This window comes from Streptomyces sp. ISL-66 (assembly GCF_018614135.1).
Classification (GTDB): Bacteria; Actinomycetota; Actinomycetes; order Streptomycetales; family Streptomycetaceae; genus Streptomyces.
In genome coordinates, this window is sequence record NZ_JAGGOW010000008.1 from 28,506 (window position 1) to 43,109 (window position 14,604).

A 14,604-nucleotide genomic window follows, 5' to 3' on the forward strand; every position below is an offset into this window, starting at 1 on the left:
CTGCGGTTGTGCCGGGCCGCCCGGAACGTGGGAAAATCTGTTCATGGTCCAGCGCCACGGTGCGGCGACCGCGCCCGAGCTCGTATTGGAAACCGACAGGGGCTCCACCGCGTTGAGCCCCCGCCGGACGTACCACCTCGGCCGCGACCCGCTTTGCGAGATCTGCCTCGACGACGCCCGCGTCTCCTGGCACCACGCCGTCCTGCGGCCCGACGGCGACCATTGGACGCTCGAGGACGAGGGCAGTACGAACGGCACCTGGGCCGACGGCCACCGCGTCCGAGAATGGGCCGTCGGGGTCGGCAGCGAGCTCCGCTTGGGCAGCGCCTACGACGGCCCGCGCGTACGCCTCGTCGAGCCCGCCGGGGACCGCCCCCCGCCCGTCTCCCCCCCGGCGATGACCGGCACCTTCCGCAGGGCCGCCTCGATCCGCCCGCTCACCGACAGGACCGCCGTCCGGATCGGCCGCGCCGCGGACAACGACCTCGTCATCGACGACCTCGTCGTCTCCCGCCACCACGCCGAACTGCGCGCCCTCGCCGACGGCACCTACCAGATCGCCGACCTCGGCAGCCACAACGGCACCTACCTCAACGGCGCCCGCCTCGTCCGCCCCGCGGGCATCGGCGAGGCCGACGTCGTCGGCATCGGCCACTCCGCCTTCTGCCTCGTCGGCGACCAGCTCCAGGAGTACGTCGACACCGGCGAGATCTCCCTGGACGTCCAGGGCCTCACCGTCGCCGTCGACCACGGCCGCAAGACCCTCCTCGAGCAGGTCTCCTTCCCCGTCGGCGCCAAATGCCTGCTCGCCGTCGTCGGTCCCAGCGGTGCCGGCAAGTCCACCCTGCTCGGCGCGCTGACCGGCCTGCGCCCCGCCGACCAGGGCACCGTCCTCTACGACGGCCGCGACCTCTACCGCGACTACGCCGAACTGCGCAGCCGCATCGGCCTCGTCCCGCAGGACGACATCCTGCACGCGCAGCTGACCGTCCGCCGCGCCCTCGTCTACGCCGCCGAACTGCGGTTCCCGCAGGACACCGCCAAGGCCGAACGCCAGGCCCGGGTCGACGAGGTGATCGGCGAACTCGGCCTGCGGGAGCGCGCCAACCAGCCCATCCACAGCCTTTCCGGCGGCCAGCGCAAACGGGTCTCCGTCGCTCTGGAACTCCTGACCAAGCCCTCCCTGCTCTTCCTGGACGAGCCCACCTCCGGGCTCGACCCGGGCATGGACCGCTCCGTGATGCACATGCTGAGGGGCCTCGCCGACGACGGCCGCACGGTCATCGTCGTCACCCACAGCGTGCTCAACCTCAGCGTCTGCGACCGCCTGCTGGTCCTGGCGCCCGGCGGGCGCGTCGCGTACTACGGCCCTCCCGACGAGGCACTCGGATTCTTCGGCTACGACCAGTGGCCCGAGGCCTTCGAAGCCTTCGAGAACGAGCGCCACCGCGACTGGGCCGGGGAACACCGGGCCTCACCGCGGCAACGCCACTACGTCGACGTCGCCGCCGGCCGGCTCCCGGTCGCGGGGGAGGCCGAGCGTGCCGCCGGTGTCGTGCCGAGGCCGCCGCCCAAGGCCCAGAGCTGGGGCTCCCAGCTCTCCACCCTGATCCGCCGGTACGCCGCCGTGCTCTGCGCCGACCGCACGTTCCTGATCATCATGGTCGCGCTGCCGTTCGTCATGGGCGCCATGGCCCGCGCGCTGGCCGGCAGCGTCCTCTCGCCGGAGACGGCCCTGAACGCCCTGTTCATCCTGTGCGTGGGCGGAGTCCTCACCGGGGCCGCCAACGCGGTGCGCGAACTCGTCAAGGAGCGCGTCATCTACCAGCGAGAACGCGCCGTCGGCCTGTCCAGATCCGCCTACCTGATGTCCAAGGTGGTGGTCCTCGGCACGGTCACCCTCGCCCAGGCCGTGGTCCTCACCCTCGTCGGCCTCGCCGGCGTCAAGACCAACGCCCCGGGAGGCAAGGGCGTCTTCCTGCCACCGTTGATCGAGCTCACTCTCGCCGTCGCCCTGCTGTCCGTCACCGCCATGCTGCTCGGACTGCTGATCTCCGCCCTGGTGAGCAAGGAGGAGGTCACGATGCCGCTGCTGGTCCTGCTCACCATCGTCCAGGTCGTCTTCTGCGGCTCCCTGCTGAAACTCACCGGAGTTCCCGTGTTCGAGCAGCTGGCCTGGTTCGTCCCGGCGCGGTGGGCCATGGGGGCGATGTCGAACACCATCGACCTGGGCGCCATCGTGCCCGGCAAGATCACCCAGGACCCGCTGTTCGATCACGATCCCGGTCTGTGGCTCGTGGAGATGGGCATGCTGGTCGCCCTGTGCGTGCTGTTCGGCGTGCTGGTGATCCGGGTGCTCCGCCGCCACGAGCCGGCCATCATGCGGAAGTAGCCGCCATGACCAGCCCCGGCGAAGCCGCGGACTTCCGACCCACCCACATCGTCCCGCAGGAGGGGCTTGCCGCGTGGGAGACCCCCGACCTGTCCCGCCCCACGGTGCCGCTCGACGAGTTCCTGCCCGTGCAGCTGGTGTCCCGGCGCGGCGAGTGGGGGGAGGTCCTGTGCGCGAACGGCTGGTCCGCCTGGGTGGACGGACGGATGCTGGTCCCCGTTCCGCAGCCCCCGCCGACCGGCGGCCGACCGGTGTCGCGCAGCGAGAACCCGCAGCCGCTGCTCGACCGGTGCGCCGACGACCTGGAACGCTACCGGAAGGCGGCGGCGGACCTCGCACGCGGGCGCACCGATGCCGAGTCCTTCCGGCGTGCCGTACGGGGGCTGCGTGCCGGCGTCGTCATCGAGGGGGGGTCCGTGTGGCTCTACGACGCGCCCTCGGGACGCTGGATGTACGGGGACGGGAGCCGCCTCATGACCTACGCCGTCGTCGCGGGACCGGGTGCCCCGCCCGTGCGGCAGACGGCGCCCGAGGAACCGGACACCGAAGGAGGGGCCGACGTACGAGACGTACGGCACGACCCCACGAAGATCGTCGAACTGCCCGGGCCGGAGGTGGGGTGATGGGCTCCGCCCCGGGCGCGGAACCGGTCCGAGGCCGCGCCTCCGACCTGCGGGGACGGCGGATCGCCGGCTACGTCGTGGAGGACGAGATAGGGCGGGGCGGGATGGCCGTCGTCTACCGGGCGCACGACGTACGGCTCGACCGGACGGTCGCACTGAAGCTCCTCGCGCCCACGCTGGCGCGCAACGACACCTTCCGGCAGCGGTTCGCGCACGAGTCGAAGGTCGCGGCGGCCATCGACCACCCGCACATCGTGCCCGTCTTCGAGGCGGGGGAGACGGACGGGCTGCTGTACATCGCCATGCGGTACGTGGCCGGCGAGGACCTGCGGGCCGTGATGGACCGGACCGGTCCGATGTCCGTGGAGACGGCGGCGCGGATCGCCGGGCAGGTCGCCTCGGCGCTGGACGCGGCGCACGACCACGACCTGGTCCACCGCGACGTGAAACCCGGCAACATCCTGGTCGCGCAGGGCACGGACGTCGACCATCCGGAGCACGTGTACCTCACCGACTTCGGGCTGACGAAGAAATCACTGTCGTTGACGGGCTTCACGAGCGTCGGACAGTTCGTGGGGACCCTGGACTACGTGGCGCCGGAACAGATCGCCGGAAAGCCGGTCGACGGGCGCTGCGACGTCTACGGCCTGGCGTGCGTGGTCTACGAGACGCTGACGGGCGTTCCGCCGTTCCAGCGCGACGAGGACATGGCGCTGCTGTGGGCCCACCAGTACGACCGGCCGCCACCGGTGACCTCGCTGCGGCCGGATCTGCCGACGGAGGTGGACGAGGTGCTGGCGCGGGCCCTCGCCAAGTCTCCCGAGGACCGCTGGGAAAGCTGCCTGGCGTTCACGGGGGCGCTGCGGCGGGCGGGCCGGGAAGCGGTGGGAGGGCTGCCCGGGCGTACGGTGCCGGCGGGGCCGGACGAGGCCTCCGACGGCCCGCCGCCGACACCGCCGGGGTGGGCGATGCCGGTGTTCTGACCCGACCTGACCTGACCTGTGAGTACTCGAATCACATGATCACCTGGCAAATGATCAATACGGGTGAATTTCCTGCAACGCCCTATGTGACCGGGACATGATGCGCTGTCATATGCGTGCCAGATTGCCCCGCTCGTTGTACCCCTCAGGGGAAGGCAGGAATATGGGCAGGTTCAGGAACGGAACCACGGCGTTGGCCATCGCGCTGGCCGCCTCGGGATCGCTCGCGGCCGCGGGAGGCACAGCTCACGCGGAAGCGGGCCAGGACACCATCACCATGCTGAAGCAGGAGAAGACCCAGTGGTGCTGGGCCGCCTCCGGGCTGACCATCGCCAAGTTCCAGGGCTTCGGCTCCACACAGACGGACTTCTGCAACCGGGCCCAGCCCTCCTACGGCTGCAACAACCAGCCCGCCACGCTCGACGACATGGCCAGGGGCTGGAGCAGCCTCGGCATGGCCCACACCGGCTCCGGCTTGAGCAGCGCGGCCACGTTCAACCAGGTGTACACCGACGTCAAGGCGGCCCGGCCGATCGGTGCCCGCATCGGGTGGACCTCCGGTGGCGGTCACATGAACGTGGTCTACGGCTTCGACACCTCGAACAACACGATCGCTGTGGCCGACCCGTGGCCGGACACCACCACGTACACGTGGTGGAACTACAACGACTACGTGAGCAACAGCTCGTCCAAGTGGACCCACTCCCGCATCGGTATCTCCCGCTAAGGCAGGCGACATGGTCGACACCAGCGGCACCAAAACGTCCGGCAAGCGGGCGGCCTCCCGCTCCTCCCGTCTGTCCCTCGTCATCGCAGTCAGCGCGTCCGCACTGCTGTCCGTCATCGGTCCGACGCACGCGGCCCCGGCCAAGGACCCCCTCCCGGCCGACATCCCCGACTACCAGGCCGCCCTCGACGCGGTGAAGTCCACCGGCGTCCGCAACGCCGTCTGCCGCTTCCTGCGCACCGCGGTGCCCACCGGCGGCGCCGGCGGGCCGGTGCAGACGATCCCCGAGACGGCCGAGCCCTGCGAGGGCCTTCCGGTCTTCACGATCAAAGACCCGGTGGCGCTGAACGAGATCACCCCGGGGTTCGTCGCGGGCACCGCCCGGCCACTGCCCACCGAGGCGATCAAGCTGACCCAGCTGGTCTCCTCGCTGAGCACCACCGTCAACGGTCGCGACGCCACCGTCATGCTCGCCCCCACCCAGGGCGGCGGCTGGCACCTGGCAGCCGTACGCGACGGCGACAGCGACGCCACATACGCCGGCAAGGCCACCCTCGGCACGCTGGTCTTCACCGAGCCGCAGATCCGCGGCTGGTACCAACTCAAGCTGACCACCGTCGAACCACTCAACGACCAGGCCCGGCAAGGACTGGGCGGCGAGGCGTCAGTGTCGCTCAGCGACTACCAGAAACTGGTCAAGGCCCGCTACGCCGACAAGCTGCCCGGCTCGGAGTACGACGCCAAGGGCTACTCCAGCGGCTACAGCCTCCAGCGCACGGAGGACGACGCCCCGTCCTCCACCCTGCTCCTCGCCGGCGGTTCCGGCACGGCACTCGCCCTCGCGGGCGGAGCCGCCGTGCTCCATCGGCGCCGACGCGCAAGCACCCGCTGATCCCGACCCGCTTCGCCCCTCGCTCCGTCCCGGCAGCCGGCCGGGACGGAGCATCCAGGTCCGGCCATCGCAGAGAGGGCTCGATGTGGAAGGCCACGGAGCGACCTCCTCCGGGCTGCTTCCGGCCGACTACGTCACGTTCACGATCCTGGCGCCGATCAGCTCTCCGTCCTCGATGTCCAGGACGCCGAGGGTGCCGTGCGGCTGACGGCGCCGGTCGGTGGGCGAGCCGGGATTGAAGATCCGTACGCCGTCACCGGTCTCGTCCATCGGGATGTGCGAGTGCCCGAAGACGACGAGATCGGCCTCGGGGAACCGGTTGCGCATCCGGCCGGTCCGCCCGGTCTTCTGGCCGCTGTCGTGGATCATGCCGAGGCTCAGGCCGTTCAGGGTCAGCTGCAAGGTCTGCGGCGCGCCCCAGACAGCGACGTCAGGCCCGTCGTTGTTGCCCATGACGACATGGACGGGCGCGTACTGGGCCAGTTCGTCGAGGACGTCCGCGGTGCAGACGTCGCCCGCGTGCAGGATCACCTCCGCCTCGCGCAGGTGCTCGGCAACCTGTGGCGGGCAGGACTTCCAGCGCCGGGGCGCATGCGTATCGGACAGCACCACGACTCTCATGAGTGCGATCCTTCCGCGGATGCCGTCATCACGCCTGCGCAGCCCGGGTGGTCTCGATGGAGCGAGCGTCAGAAGTACAGGACTTCCGCGCCCGCGGCGCAGGTGCCCACGTAAACGTTGCCGTCGCTTCCGCGGTACAGCAAGCATTCCGTGAGCTCGATACGACGCACGTTCCCCGCGAAGGTGTACTCGCCGATGCCCACGACCGTCTGGTTGCCGCGGGTGTTCCAGACCTGTGCGTCGCGGGTGCCGCCGTCCGAGTACACCGCGTGGATCTTGAGCGCCGCGCCCTTGCCGTCGCCCGCCGTGTCCTTGAGCTCGCCGCTCAGGTGGACCCGGCCGTCGGCCGCCTTTCCGTAGTATCCGTGCGCCCAGGCGCCGCCGATGTCACCGCCGGTGCCGGTGACATCGAAACCGGAGCCGGCGGAGGCCGGCCCCGCGAGCAGCAGCAGCGCGGCCGGGACCGCGGCAAGGGTCAGGGCGGCCTTCGTCGTGAGCTTCATCGTTCCTCCGTCGTCTGGTCCACGTCGCACGGGACGGCGGAAAACGTAGCCCGGGCGGTGGAGGCTTCTCGACCCACCCCGGGCTGATCTCCGGGCCACACCACGGGGGTAGCCGGCCTACCCCCTGCGGTGTACCCGCCCCGGCCCGGCGTCGCGGTCCTCAGCACCGGAAACGTCGAGGACGGCGAAGACCTTCGCGAAGCCCTCCGCCGTGAGCTCGCGGAAGAACGCGGCCTGGACATCGACCAAGCCGAGGGCGGGGTGAACTCCTGTGGGTCATCGACCGCCACATCACCCCGCGACGCGGAGTAGCCACATGATCGTCCGGACAAGTCCTACGCGATGTCCGGGGAGGGTGCGCACAGGACGTGGGCCGTGATCTCGGCGTGCGAGGCGGAGGCGTACCAGCCCTCGCGGCCGTCCGGGCCGACCAGCGGGTGGCTGGCCAGGACGGTGTACCGGAGTGCCCCGCCGGGGGCGCGGTCCCAGTGGGTGGTGGAGTACCCGCCGGACCGCACGTCGGTGTCGCGCGGGCAGAACACCCGGCTGACGGAGACGGCTTCCGCACCCGCGCCCTTGTGGCCGGTGTCCCCGGAGAGGTGCCGGGCACCGGGGCCGGTCGCCTGGGTGGGGAGCGCGGTGGACAGGGTCAGCGCGAGCGCGGAAACGGCGAGCAGGCCAGCGGCGTGGAGCGGCCGGAACAGGCCTTTGTTCATGTTCACGGAGGCGAGCGTGACATGCAGAAACGATTCGCCAATGAATCGATTTCGGCCCGTTCACCCGTACGGCGCAATCGCGGTTTCGGCGGGCCGACCGACTCGGCACGGTTCCGGCCGAGATCGGCCCGCAGATCGCCCCGAGAACGCCCCGAGAACGCCCCGAGAACGACCCGACGATCGACCCGAGGTCGACACTCCGGCGTCGGTCTCCACAGCGCCGCGGCCGGCTGGTCGGCCGCCCGGTCAATGCCAGGTCGAACCCCGGTCGATTCGATTCCCGGTCAACGCCAGGTCAGCGGCGGCGGTGGGGGAGCAGGGCGCCGAGGAAGCCCGCCACCCCGCCCGCGACGAAGGCGAGGCCGACCGTGCGCCACAGGACCGGGCGCAGTTCCACCTCGCCGCCGAGACCGCCCCCGACGTCCCCGATGCCCAGCAGGGACAGGCCGAACTGGGCCTGGATCCGGGCCAGCAGGCAGACCACGATGGTGGCCAGTGCCAGCGCCACTGCCAGGTGGAGGGCGTGCTGCCACGGGCGGACGTGCGCCGGCGAGCGGGCGGCGGCCAGCGCACCCGCGCCGAGCAGCAGGAGGAGGGCGATCGGCACCAGCCACCACGCGCGGGCGTCGCGCTCCGCGAGCGAGGCCACGTCGACCGACGACAGGTCGGACCCGGAGTCGGAGCCGGACCCGGTCGCCCGCAGCACCTGGTCCAGCACCTGCGGCATCGGCAGCCCGAAGGGCCCGTCGGCCTTGCCCTCCCAGGCTCCGCCCAGGCCGAGGGTCAGGGCCGGCCAGGCCAGGTTCGGCAGGCCCAGCAGGATCACCGCCAGGGTCCGGGCGGCATGGCCCTGGGTCGCGGCCACCACCACGCCGACACCGACGCCGAGGACCACGTAGGCGAGGAGCAGCGCGACCACGGCGAAGGCCGCCGGGCGCACCGCCGTGTGAAAGCGGACGAGGCCGGCCGGGAGCGGCGCGCGGCGCGAGACCAGCAGGGCGATCAGCAACAGGCCCAGGATCCACAGGAGTCCGAAGCCGAGGGTGGCCGGGATCGCCGCCTCGAAGCCCACCGTCGGGGCGGAGTCGAGGATTTCGCTGATCTCGCCGAAGGGGTTGTCCCCGGTGGAGATCGCGAAACTGTGCCGGGCGAGGAAGGCGGTGCCGGTCAGCGCGAGCAGCCACAGGAGCACCAAGGGGGCCGCGCGGGCGAGGAGTTCGCGTGCTCCGGCCACCGCCCGGTTGTGCAGGGGCCGCAGGAAGAGCCAGCCGGCGGTCAGCGCGCCGGCCAGGCTGACGGACAAGGGGAGCACGGACAGGCTCGCGTCGGCCCCCGCGAGGAAACCGGCCCCGCCCGTCACCTCTACCGAGCCGCCGGCGGCCATCAGGACGACGGCGGCGACCACGTGCGGGAACGCGCCGTCCGGCAGATCGCCGGCGCCGGCCAGGACGAGACCCGCGGCGGCCACGACGGCCATCACCGCGAAGCCCGCGATGACCACCACGAGTGCGTCGCGCCAGGCTCGTACGGTCGGTGTCGATGTAGGGCTCACCCAGCAACCGTAGGCACGCTCCGCTTGCGGCCACCACCCGGACGGCGCACACAATGGTCGCCAGGAGTGCATCAGATCCGGATATATCCGGATGTGGTGCGGAACGTCCATAGGGGACCGGAACCCCTCCGCCTGGGAAGAAGAGCCCGTGACCACACAACCCTCCGGCCAGCAGCCGCCGTGGCCGTCAAGGCCCTCACAGCCGCCGCCGAAGCCGCCGTCGTCCGAGCGCCCCACGGGACCGCCTTCCGGGCCGCTGTCCGGCGGACGGGAAGGCCCTCCGCCACCCCCACCGCCCGCCCCTCCCGGGGGGCCCGGGGGCGTGCCCCCGGAGCCGCCGTCGAAGCCGTGGTGGCGGTCGGTGCCCCGGCTCGCCACGACGATCGTCGCCCTCGCCGCCGCCGTGGCCCTGGCGGTCGTACTGACCAGGCCGGGCGGAGGCGGCACCAGCACCTCGGCGGCCGGGGAAGTCTTCCTGCAGCCCGCCGCGGCATCGGGGCCGGACCCCTTCACCCCGTCCACGGCCGCCAAGCAGGCGACGCCGCCGCCCGAGAGTCCGCCTCCGGAGACCCCACCGCCCGAGAGCCGGCCGCCGCAGAGCCAGGCGCCGTCGAAGCCCGCCTCGACCACGGGGAACACGCCGACCCGCAGCGTCAGCGGATCCTCGCCCGCGTTGTACGGGGGCACGAAGAACGTCGCCAGCTGCGATGTCGAGAAGCTGATCCGGTCGCTGTCGGCGGACTCCTCCAGGAACGCCGCGTTCGCCTCGACGCTCGACGTACAGCCGACGGCCGTGCCGGGGTACCTGCGCTCCCTCACACCGGTGCAGCTGCGGATGGACAGCCGGGTCACCAACCACGGCTACCGTGACGGCGGGCCCACCAGCTACCAGGCCGTCCTCCAGGCCGGAACGGCCGTGCTCGTGGACGACCGCGGAGTGCCGCGGGTGCGGTGCGCCTGCGGGAACCCGCTGGGCTCGCCGGTGGCGCTGAAGGCCAACCCGAAGCGGTTCGGACAGCCCTGGACCTCGTACCAGCCCGCGCGGGTCGTGGTCATCGCGCCGTCCGTGACCATCGTGAACAACTTCGTGATCTACGACTACGGCAACCACCGCTGGTACGAGCGCGACCGGGGCGACCACCACGGCAAGCACGACAGGCCGATCCCGCCGCCGGTGATCCCGACCCCGCGGTTCACCACGCCGCCGTTCACCACCCCGCCGTTCACCACGCCGCCGCCGAGCACGCACTCACCGTCGGCGTCGCCGTCGGATTCCGGGTCCAAGTCGCCCTCGACGTCCCCGTCGAAGTCCCCTTCGGAATCCCCTTCGAAGTCGCCCAGCGAGTCTCCTTCCAAGTCGCCTTCGGAGTCCCCTTCGAAGTCACCGTCGAAGTCCCCGTCGAAGTCGCCTTCCGAGTCACCGTCCGTTTCCCCGTCGGTCTCGCCGTCCGAGTCCCCGTCGAGGTCCGTGTTGAGGTCGGTCTCCCCGTCCCCCTCGGAGTCACCGTCCGTGTCCCCGTCGGTGTCCGAGCCCGCCTCCTCCTCGCCCCCGGCGCGCCGCAGCTCGGCGGAACCGAGCCCTCCGGCGCCGCCCTCGACCTCCTCGGTGGCGCCGGAGCCCGAGCCGACCGTGACCTTGACGCGGACCCTGCCGCCTCCGCCTCCGCCCCCGCCGCCTCCGCCCCCGCCGCCTCCGCCGCCTCCGCCCCCGCCGCCTCCGCCTCCCCCGCCCCCGCCGGTGCCGAGGCCGACCGTGACCTTGACGCGGACCCTGCCGCCTCCGCCGCCGCTGCTGACCCCGGCCCAGCCGGGAGAGGGTGGTGACGCCGGTACCGACGCCGGGAACGGCGGTCAGTGACCGAACGGATTCCTCCCGGCACGAAGACCTCCCCGAGGGCCACCGGCCCTCGGGGAGGTCTGTCGCGCCGCGGGGACCCTCAGCGGACACGGCCGAAGAGTGAGACCCTGAAGGCGTGGCCGAGAGGGGAGTGACCCCCCAAGTCGAGTGGCCCGCCGGGCCGGACACGAGCCTCGCGCTCAACCGCATGGGCACCTTCGACTGGGACCTCGACAGCGGGCAGATGTTTCTGGACGCCACCGCTCTCGAGGTCGTCGACCTGCGCCCCGAGGAGTTCACCGGCACCTCCGCCGGGCTGCGGACCCGCCTCGCGCCCGGCGAGGAGGCCCGGCTCGACGCGCGGGTCGCACAGGCGCTCAAGGCCGGCCGCGGCCACTACGGGGCGTACGTCCGCAGCCGCGGCCGCGACGGCTCCCCGGGCTGGACCCATGTCCAGGGTCACATCCTGCGGGACGCGCACGGGCGCCCGTACCGGATCATCGGCATCATCCGCGACGCCGCCCACGACCCGGACGAGCCCGGGGCCGGCGGGGAGCGGGACGAGGGCAGGCGCCGGCTGACCGGGGTCGTCGAGCGGACCACGGCGATCCTCGCCCACGCCCGCACCGTCAACGACGTCACCGACGTGCTCAAGGACCCCGAGGCCCTCGGCCATCTCGGCGCGGTCAGCATCATGCTCGGTGTGGTCGACGGCGGCCGGATCCACCTGGTCGCCGAGGGACAGCTCGGCTCGTACGTGCCGGAGATCGAGTACACGCGGATCGAGGCCCCACTGCCGATGAGCGAGGCCGTACGCAACCTGCGGCCGGTCTACATCAATTCCCGCGAGGAGTTCCAGCAGCGCTTCCCGAGGCTGTGGCCCTACATCGAGCCCCTGGCCGTCCGCAGCGGGGTCTACCTGCCGCTGATCGCCCAGGGCCGGCCCATCGGCGCGCTCGGGCTGCTCTACACGTGGGAGGGCGAGTTCACCGCCGAGGAGCGGAACGTGCTGATGGCCCTCGGCAGCGGCATCGCACAGAGCCTCCAGCGGGCCATGCTCTTCGAGCAGGAGCACGACCTCGCGGAGGGCCTCCAGAAGGCCATGCTGCCGCGCCGGATCCCCGAGGTGGCCGGGGCGCGGATCGCCGTGCGGTACCGGGCCGCCCGGATGGGCCGGGACATCGGCGGCGACTGGTACGACGTGATCCCGCTCGACGGAGGCCGCGTCGGGGTGATGATCGGCGACGTGGAGGGACACGACACGGACGCGGCCGCCGTCATGGGACAGCTGAGGATCGCCCTGCGCGCGTACATCTCCGAGGGGCACACCCCCGGCACGGCCATGGCGCGGGCCTCCGCCTTCCTCCGGGAACTGCAGACGGACCGGTTCGCCACCTGCACCTACGCCGAGATCGACCTCGGCACCGGAATGGCCCGGCTGGTCCGCGCCGGACACCTCGACCCGGTGGTGCGGCGCGGAGACGGCAGCTGCCACCGGATCCAGGTGGCGGGCGGGCTGCCGTTGGGCCTGCCGGCGGGCGAGCCGCCGGAGGGCGGCCACCCCAGTGGCTCCGGGTACCCCGTCACCAGCCTGGAGCTGCACCCCGGCGACACCCTGCTGCTCTGCACGGACGGCCTGACCGAACGGCCCGACGGCGACTCCGAGACCGGCATGCGGGAGTTCATGGAGGCGGTCCGCGGCGGCCCGGTGGACGTGGAGGAGCTCGCCGACGTCCTGTGCGACCTGGTCGGGGACTCGGGCAGCGGGGACGACATGGCCCTGCTCCTGCTGCGCCGCCGCGGCACGCCCGCCCCGCGCGGCGGCGGCCCCCTGAGCCACAGCCTGACCCCCGGCGACGCGGACGCCCCGTCGATGGCGCGCCACCTGATCCGGGCGGCGGCAGCGGCCTGGGGCGCGTTCGACCAGGCCGACGAGATCGAGCTGGCGGCGGACGAGCTGATGACCAACGCCCTGGTCCACACGGACGGCGTCGGGCACATCAGCATGCGGCTGACCGCGGAGGGCCGGATCCGGATCGAGGTGGAGGACACCAGCAGCGCCTTGCCGCGGCAGCGCGAGGCGGGCGACTGGGCGGTGTCCGGGCGGGGGCTGATGCTGGTGGACCGGCTCGCGGACGCCTGGGGCGTGGAGCCGAGGGGCGGCGGGAAGTGCGTGTGGTGCGAGTTCACCGTCCCGGGCCGCGCCGCCCCGGGCGACCGGGGTCCCACGGCCGAGGCTCCCGGGACCGAGGCTCCCGACGCGTCCGCCGCCGGCGCTTAGCGCCCACTACCGGGCCGCGCCACTCGGCCGAGGAGCCCGTGGCGCGGTCGGCAGCTCGGCCACCGCCGACTACACGGCCGCGTACGGGCCCTGGGCGGCCTTGACCGTCTGCAGCGCCGTCAGCTTGCGTACGAAGCGGATCGCGAGGACGGCGGCCGCGAGCGACAGCAGGCCCTGTACGGAGGCGGCGTCGGCCGCGGAGGAGAGTTCCGCCGGGCTGTCGGCGCGTTCGTACACGATGCTGAAGACGCGCTCGGCGATGAGCGACGAAACCCACAGCAGCCACCACGACGTGACCGGCGCGGTCGAGACGGGCCGGTAGGCCCCGTCGGGTCCGAGCTGGAGGCTCGCGGCCCAGATCTCCTTCGCCGTCCGGTACGGGAGGACGAGGTTGCCGAGGGGGATGAACCAGCTGCCGACGGCCCAGCCGCCGGACTCGGTGATGGCCCCCGGATTGAAGATCGCGGCGTTCCGGTGGACGCGGTGGAACCAGATGATGAAAAGGGCCGCCGTGGCGATCAGGAGCGGGACCGGGAGGATGGCGGCCAGCGCCATCAGCATGTCCGGCAGGGTGAAACTCTCCTCGGAACCGGCATCCGGATACGACCCGTCCCGCAGGACCGCGCCGGCGTACAGGCCGGTCCCCGCCAGGGACAGGGCGGCCACGGCACAGAGGGCGAGCAGCACGGTCGTCGCCGTGGCCACGCCCCGCGGCGAGCGCAGGAAGGCTTGGGGCTGCGGGGCGAAGCCCGGCAGCGGCTGGGGGCCGGGGAGCACGGGTGCGGCCACCGATCCGGCCAGAGGTCCGGCCACGGGTTCGGCCGCCGGTGCCGGTGGACCGGCCGGCGGCGAGCCGGGCGCGTTGAAGGACATGAAGTCGTACCCCCCACGGGAACGTGAAACATGAAAAGGGCCCGCTGACGTGCGGACGGGGTAGAAGATATGCCAGACCGCGCGCGAATGGCTGATAGTTTCCGGTCGCGCGCTGTGTACATGTGCTCATATGCCATGACCTGGTCGATCCTGCCGGGGTGCCGACCCTGCGCCCCTTCCGCTTCCCGGTCCCGTTCTCCGTCCTGTCCGTCCTGTCCGTCCTGCTGACGGTGGTCCTCGCCGCCCCGGAGGCCCGGGCCGCGGCCGACGGCGAAGGGGCGGGGGTCGAGACCGCCCGCACCTCCCGGCACATCGCCCCCGGGATCCGGCTGGAGTCGTACGACCGGCTGGAAACCGACCGGTGGCTCCGGATCGACGAACTCGACGTCGAACTCACCCGCTCCGGCGTGCGGGCCGAGTACCTGAGCTCCGGCGGCTCCGGCGTCGCCACGGTCGCCGACTCCGCCGCCCGGCACGGCGCCGGGGCCGGGCGCCGCGTGGTGGCCGCCGCGAACGGGGACTTCTTCGACATCCGGGGTACGGGCGCCCCGCTCGGCCCCGGCATCGCCGGCGGACGGCTGCTGCACGCGGCCTCGCCCGGCGC

At 72.5% G+C, this 14,604-nt stretch carries 13 protein-coding genes and 1 pseudogene; 9 read left to right on the plus strand and 5 right to left on the minus strand.

What is annotated here, in order from left to right; genetic code table 11:
* Nucleotides 1–43: 43 nt before the first annotated feature.
* The 5 genes from J7E97_RS02000 to J7E97_RS02020 all read left to right on the plus strand — a co-directional run bounded on the left by J7E97_RS02000 (nt 44) and on the right by J7E97_RS02020 (nt 5,617).
* A complete protein-coding gene (locus tag J7E97_RS02000; RefSeq protein ID WP_215021537.1) occupies nt 44–2,392 on the plus strand; it encodes an FHA domain-containing protein in 2,349 nt (782 codons plus the stop codon).
* Nucleotides 2,393–2,397: 5 nt separating this feature from the next.
* A complete protein-coding gene (locus tag J7E97_RS02005; protein ID WP_215021538.1) occupies nt 2,398–3,015 on the plus strand; it encodes a hypothetical protein in 618 nt (205 codons plus the stop codon).
* Nucleotides 3,015–3,998 carry a serine/threonine-protein kinase gene (locus J7E97_RS02010; protein ID WP_215021539.1) on the plus strand — a complete coding sequence of 328 codons (984 nt, stop codon included), beginning with the start codon at nt 3,015–3,017 and terminating at the stop codon, nt 3,996–3,998. The genes J7E97_RS02005 and J7E97_RS02010 overlap by 1 nt, the downstream gene beginning before the upstream one ends.
* Nucleotides 3,999–4,161: 163 nt before the next feature.
* Nucleotides 4,162–4,725 carry a papain-like cysteine protease family protein gene (locus tag J7E97_RS02015; RefSeq protein WP_251053624.1) on the plus strand — a complete coding sequence of 188 codons (564 nt, stop codon included), beginning with the start codon at nt 4,162–4,164 and terminating at the stop codon, nt 4,723–4,725.
* 10 nt (nt 4,726–4,735) lie between these two features.
* Nucleotides 4,736–5,617: a hypothetical protein gene (locus tag J7E97_RS02020; RefSeq protein ID WP_215021541.1), complete on the plus strand. Its 882-nt coding sequence runs from the start codon at nt 4,736–4,738 to the stop codon at nt 5,615–5,617.
* Between the two features lie 129 nt (nt 5,618–5,746).
* On the opposite strand, the gene J7E97_RS02025 is transcribed toward J7E97_RS02020, so the two are convergent.
* Nucleotides 5,747–6,238 (minus strand): metallophosphoesterase, encoded by a 492-nt coding sequence (locus J7E97_RS02025; protein WP_215021542.1) that lies wholly within the window; start codon nt 6,236–6,238, stop codon nt 5,747–5,749.
* A gap of 68 nt (nt 6,239–6,306) precedes the next feature.
* A complete protein-coding gene (locus tag J7E97_RS02030; RefSeq protein WP_215021543.1) occupies nt 6,307–6,741 on the minus strand; it encodes a hypothetical protein in 435 nt (144 codons plus the stop codon).
* A 129-nt stretch (nt 6,742–6,870) separates the two neighbouring features.
* On the opposite strand from J7E97_RS02030, the gene J7E97_RS02035 reads away from it, so the two are divergent.
* Nucleotides 6,871–7,053 carry an NUDIX domain-containing protein gene (locus J7E97_RS02035; RefSeq protein WP_215021544.1) on the plus strand — a complete coding sequence of 61 codons (183 nt, stop codon included), beginning with the start codon at nt 6,871–6,873 and terminating at the stop codon, nt 7,051–7,053.
* 23 nt (nt 7,054–7,076) lie between these two features.
* Here the strand turns inward: J7E97_RS02035 and J7E97_RS02040 are convergent, their stop codons facing one another.
* Entirely contained in the window at nt 7,077–7,463 is a 387-nt protein-coding gene (locus J7E97_RS02040) for a hypothetical protein (protein ID WP_215021545.1), read from the minus strand.
* 289 nt (nt 7,464–7,752) lie between these two features.
* Nucleotides 7,753–9,009 carry a streptophobe family protein gene (locus J7E97_RS02045; protein ID WP_308346224.1) on the minus strand — a complete coding sequence of 419 codons (1,257 nt, stop codon included), beginning with the start codon at nt 9,007–9,009 and terminating at the stop codon, nt 7,753–7,755.
* Nucleotides 9,010–9,331: 322 nt separating this feature from the next.
* On the opposite strand from J7E97_RS02045, the gene J7E97_RS36935 reads away from it, so the two are divergent.
* Both J7E97_RS36935 and J7E97_RS02055 read left to right on the plus strand, forming a co-directional pair.
* The gene (locus J7E97_RS36935) at nt 9,332–10,867 is read left to right on the plus strand and encodes a DUF6777 domain-containing protein (RefSeq protein WP_215021551.1); all 1,536 of its coding nucleotides are present in this window, start codon (nt 9,332–9,334) and stop codon (nt 10,865–10,867) included.
* 115 nt (nt 10,868–10,982) lie between these two features.
* On the plus strand, nt 10,983–13,127 hold the full coding sequence (locus J7E97_RS02055) for a SpoIIE family protein phosphatase (RefSeq protein WP_308346226.1): 2,145 nt from the start codon (nt 10,983–10,985) through the stop codon (nt 13,125–13,127).
* A 69-nt stretch (nt 13,128–13,196) separates the two neighbouring features.
* Here J7E97_RS02055 and J7E97_RS02060 read toward each other — a convergent pair whose 3' ends face one another.
* Nucleotides 13,197–14,000 (minus strand): DUF4328 domain-containing protein, encoded by an 804-nt coding sequence (locus tag J7E97_RS02060; protein WP_215021546.1) that lies wholly within the window; start codon nt 13,998–14,000, stop codon nt 13,197–13,199.
* 158 nt (nt 14,001–14,158) lie between these two features.
* Here J7E97_RS02060 and J7E97_RS02065 point away from each other — a divergent pair.
* Nucleotides 14,159–14,604 (plus strand): annotated as a pseudogene (locus tag J7E97_RS02065) (multidrug transporter); the annotation flags it as partial.

What these genes read in the sequence shown, in the direction of transcription:
- J7E97_RS02000 (WP_215021537.1), top strand. Translation starts at nt 44, where the DNA reads ATGGTCCAGCGCCACGGTGCGGCGACCGCGCCCGAGCTCGTATTGGAA.
- J7E97_RS02005 (WP_215021538.1), top strand. Translation starts at nt 2,398, where the DNA reads ATGACCAGCCCCGGCGAAGCCGCGGACTTCCGACCCACCCACATCGTC.
- J7E97_RS02010 (WP_215021539.1), top strand. Translation starts at nt 3,015, where the DNA reads ATGGGCTCCGCCCCGGGCGCGGAACCGGTCCGAGGCCGCGCCTCCGAC.
- J7E97_RS02015 (WP_251053624.1), top strand. Translation starts at nt 4,162, where the DNA reads ATGGGCAGGTTCAGGAACGGAACCACGGCGTTGGCCATCGCGCTGGCC.
- J7E97_RS02020 (WP_215021541.1), top strand. Translation starts at nt 4,736, where the DNA reads ATGGTCGACACCAGCGGCACCAAAACGTCCGGCAAGCGGGCGGCCTCC.
- J7E97_RS02025 (WP_215021542.1), bottom strand. Translation starts at nt 6,238, where the DNA reads ATGAGAGTCGTGGTGCTGTCCGATACGCATGCGCCCCGGCGCTGGAAG.
- J7E97_RS02030 (WP_215021543.1), bottom strand. Translation starts at nt 6,741, where the DNA reads ATGAAGCTCACGACGAAGGCCGCCCTGACCCTTGCCGCGGTCCCGGCC.
- J7E97_RS02060 (WP_215021546.1), bottom strand. Translation starts at nt 14,000, where the DNA reads ATGTCCTTCAACGCGCCCGGCTCGCCGCCGGCCGGTCCACCGGCACCG.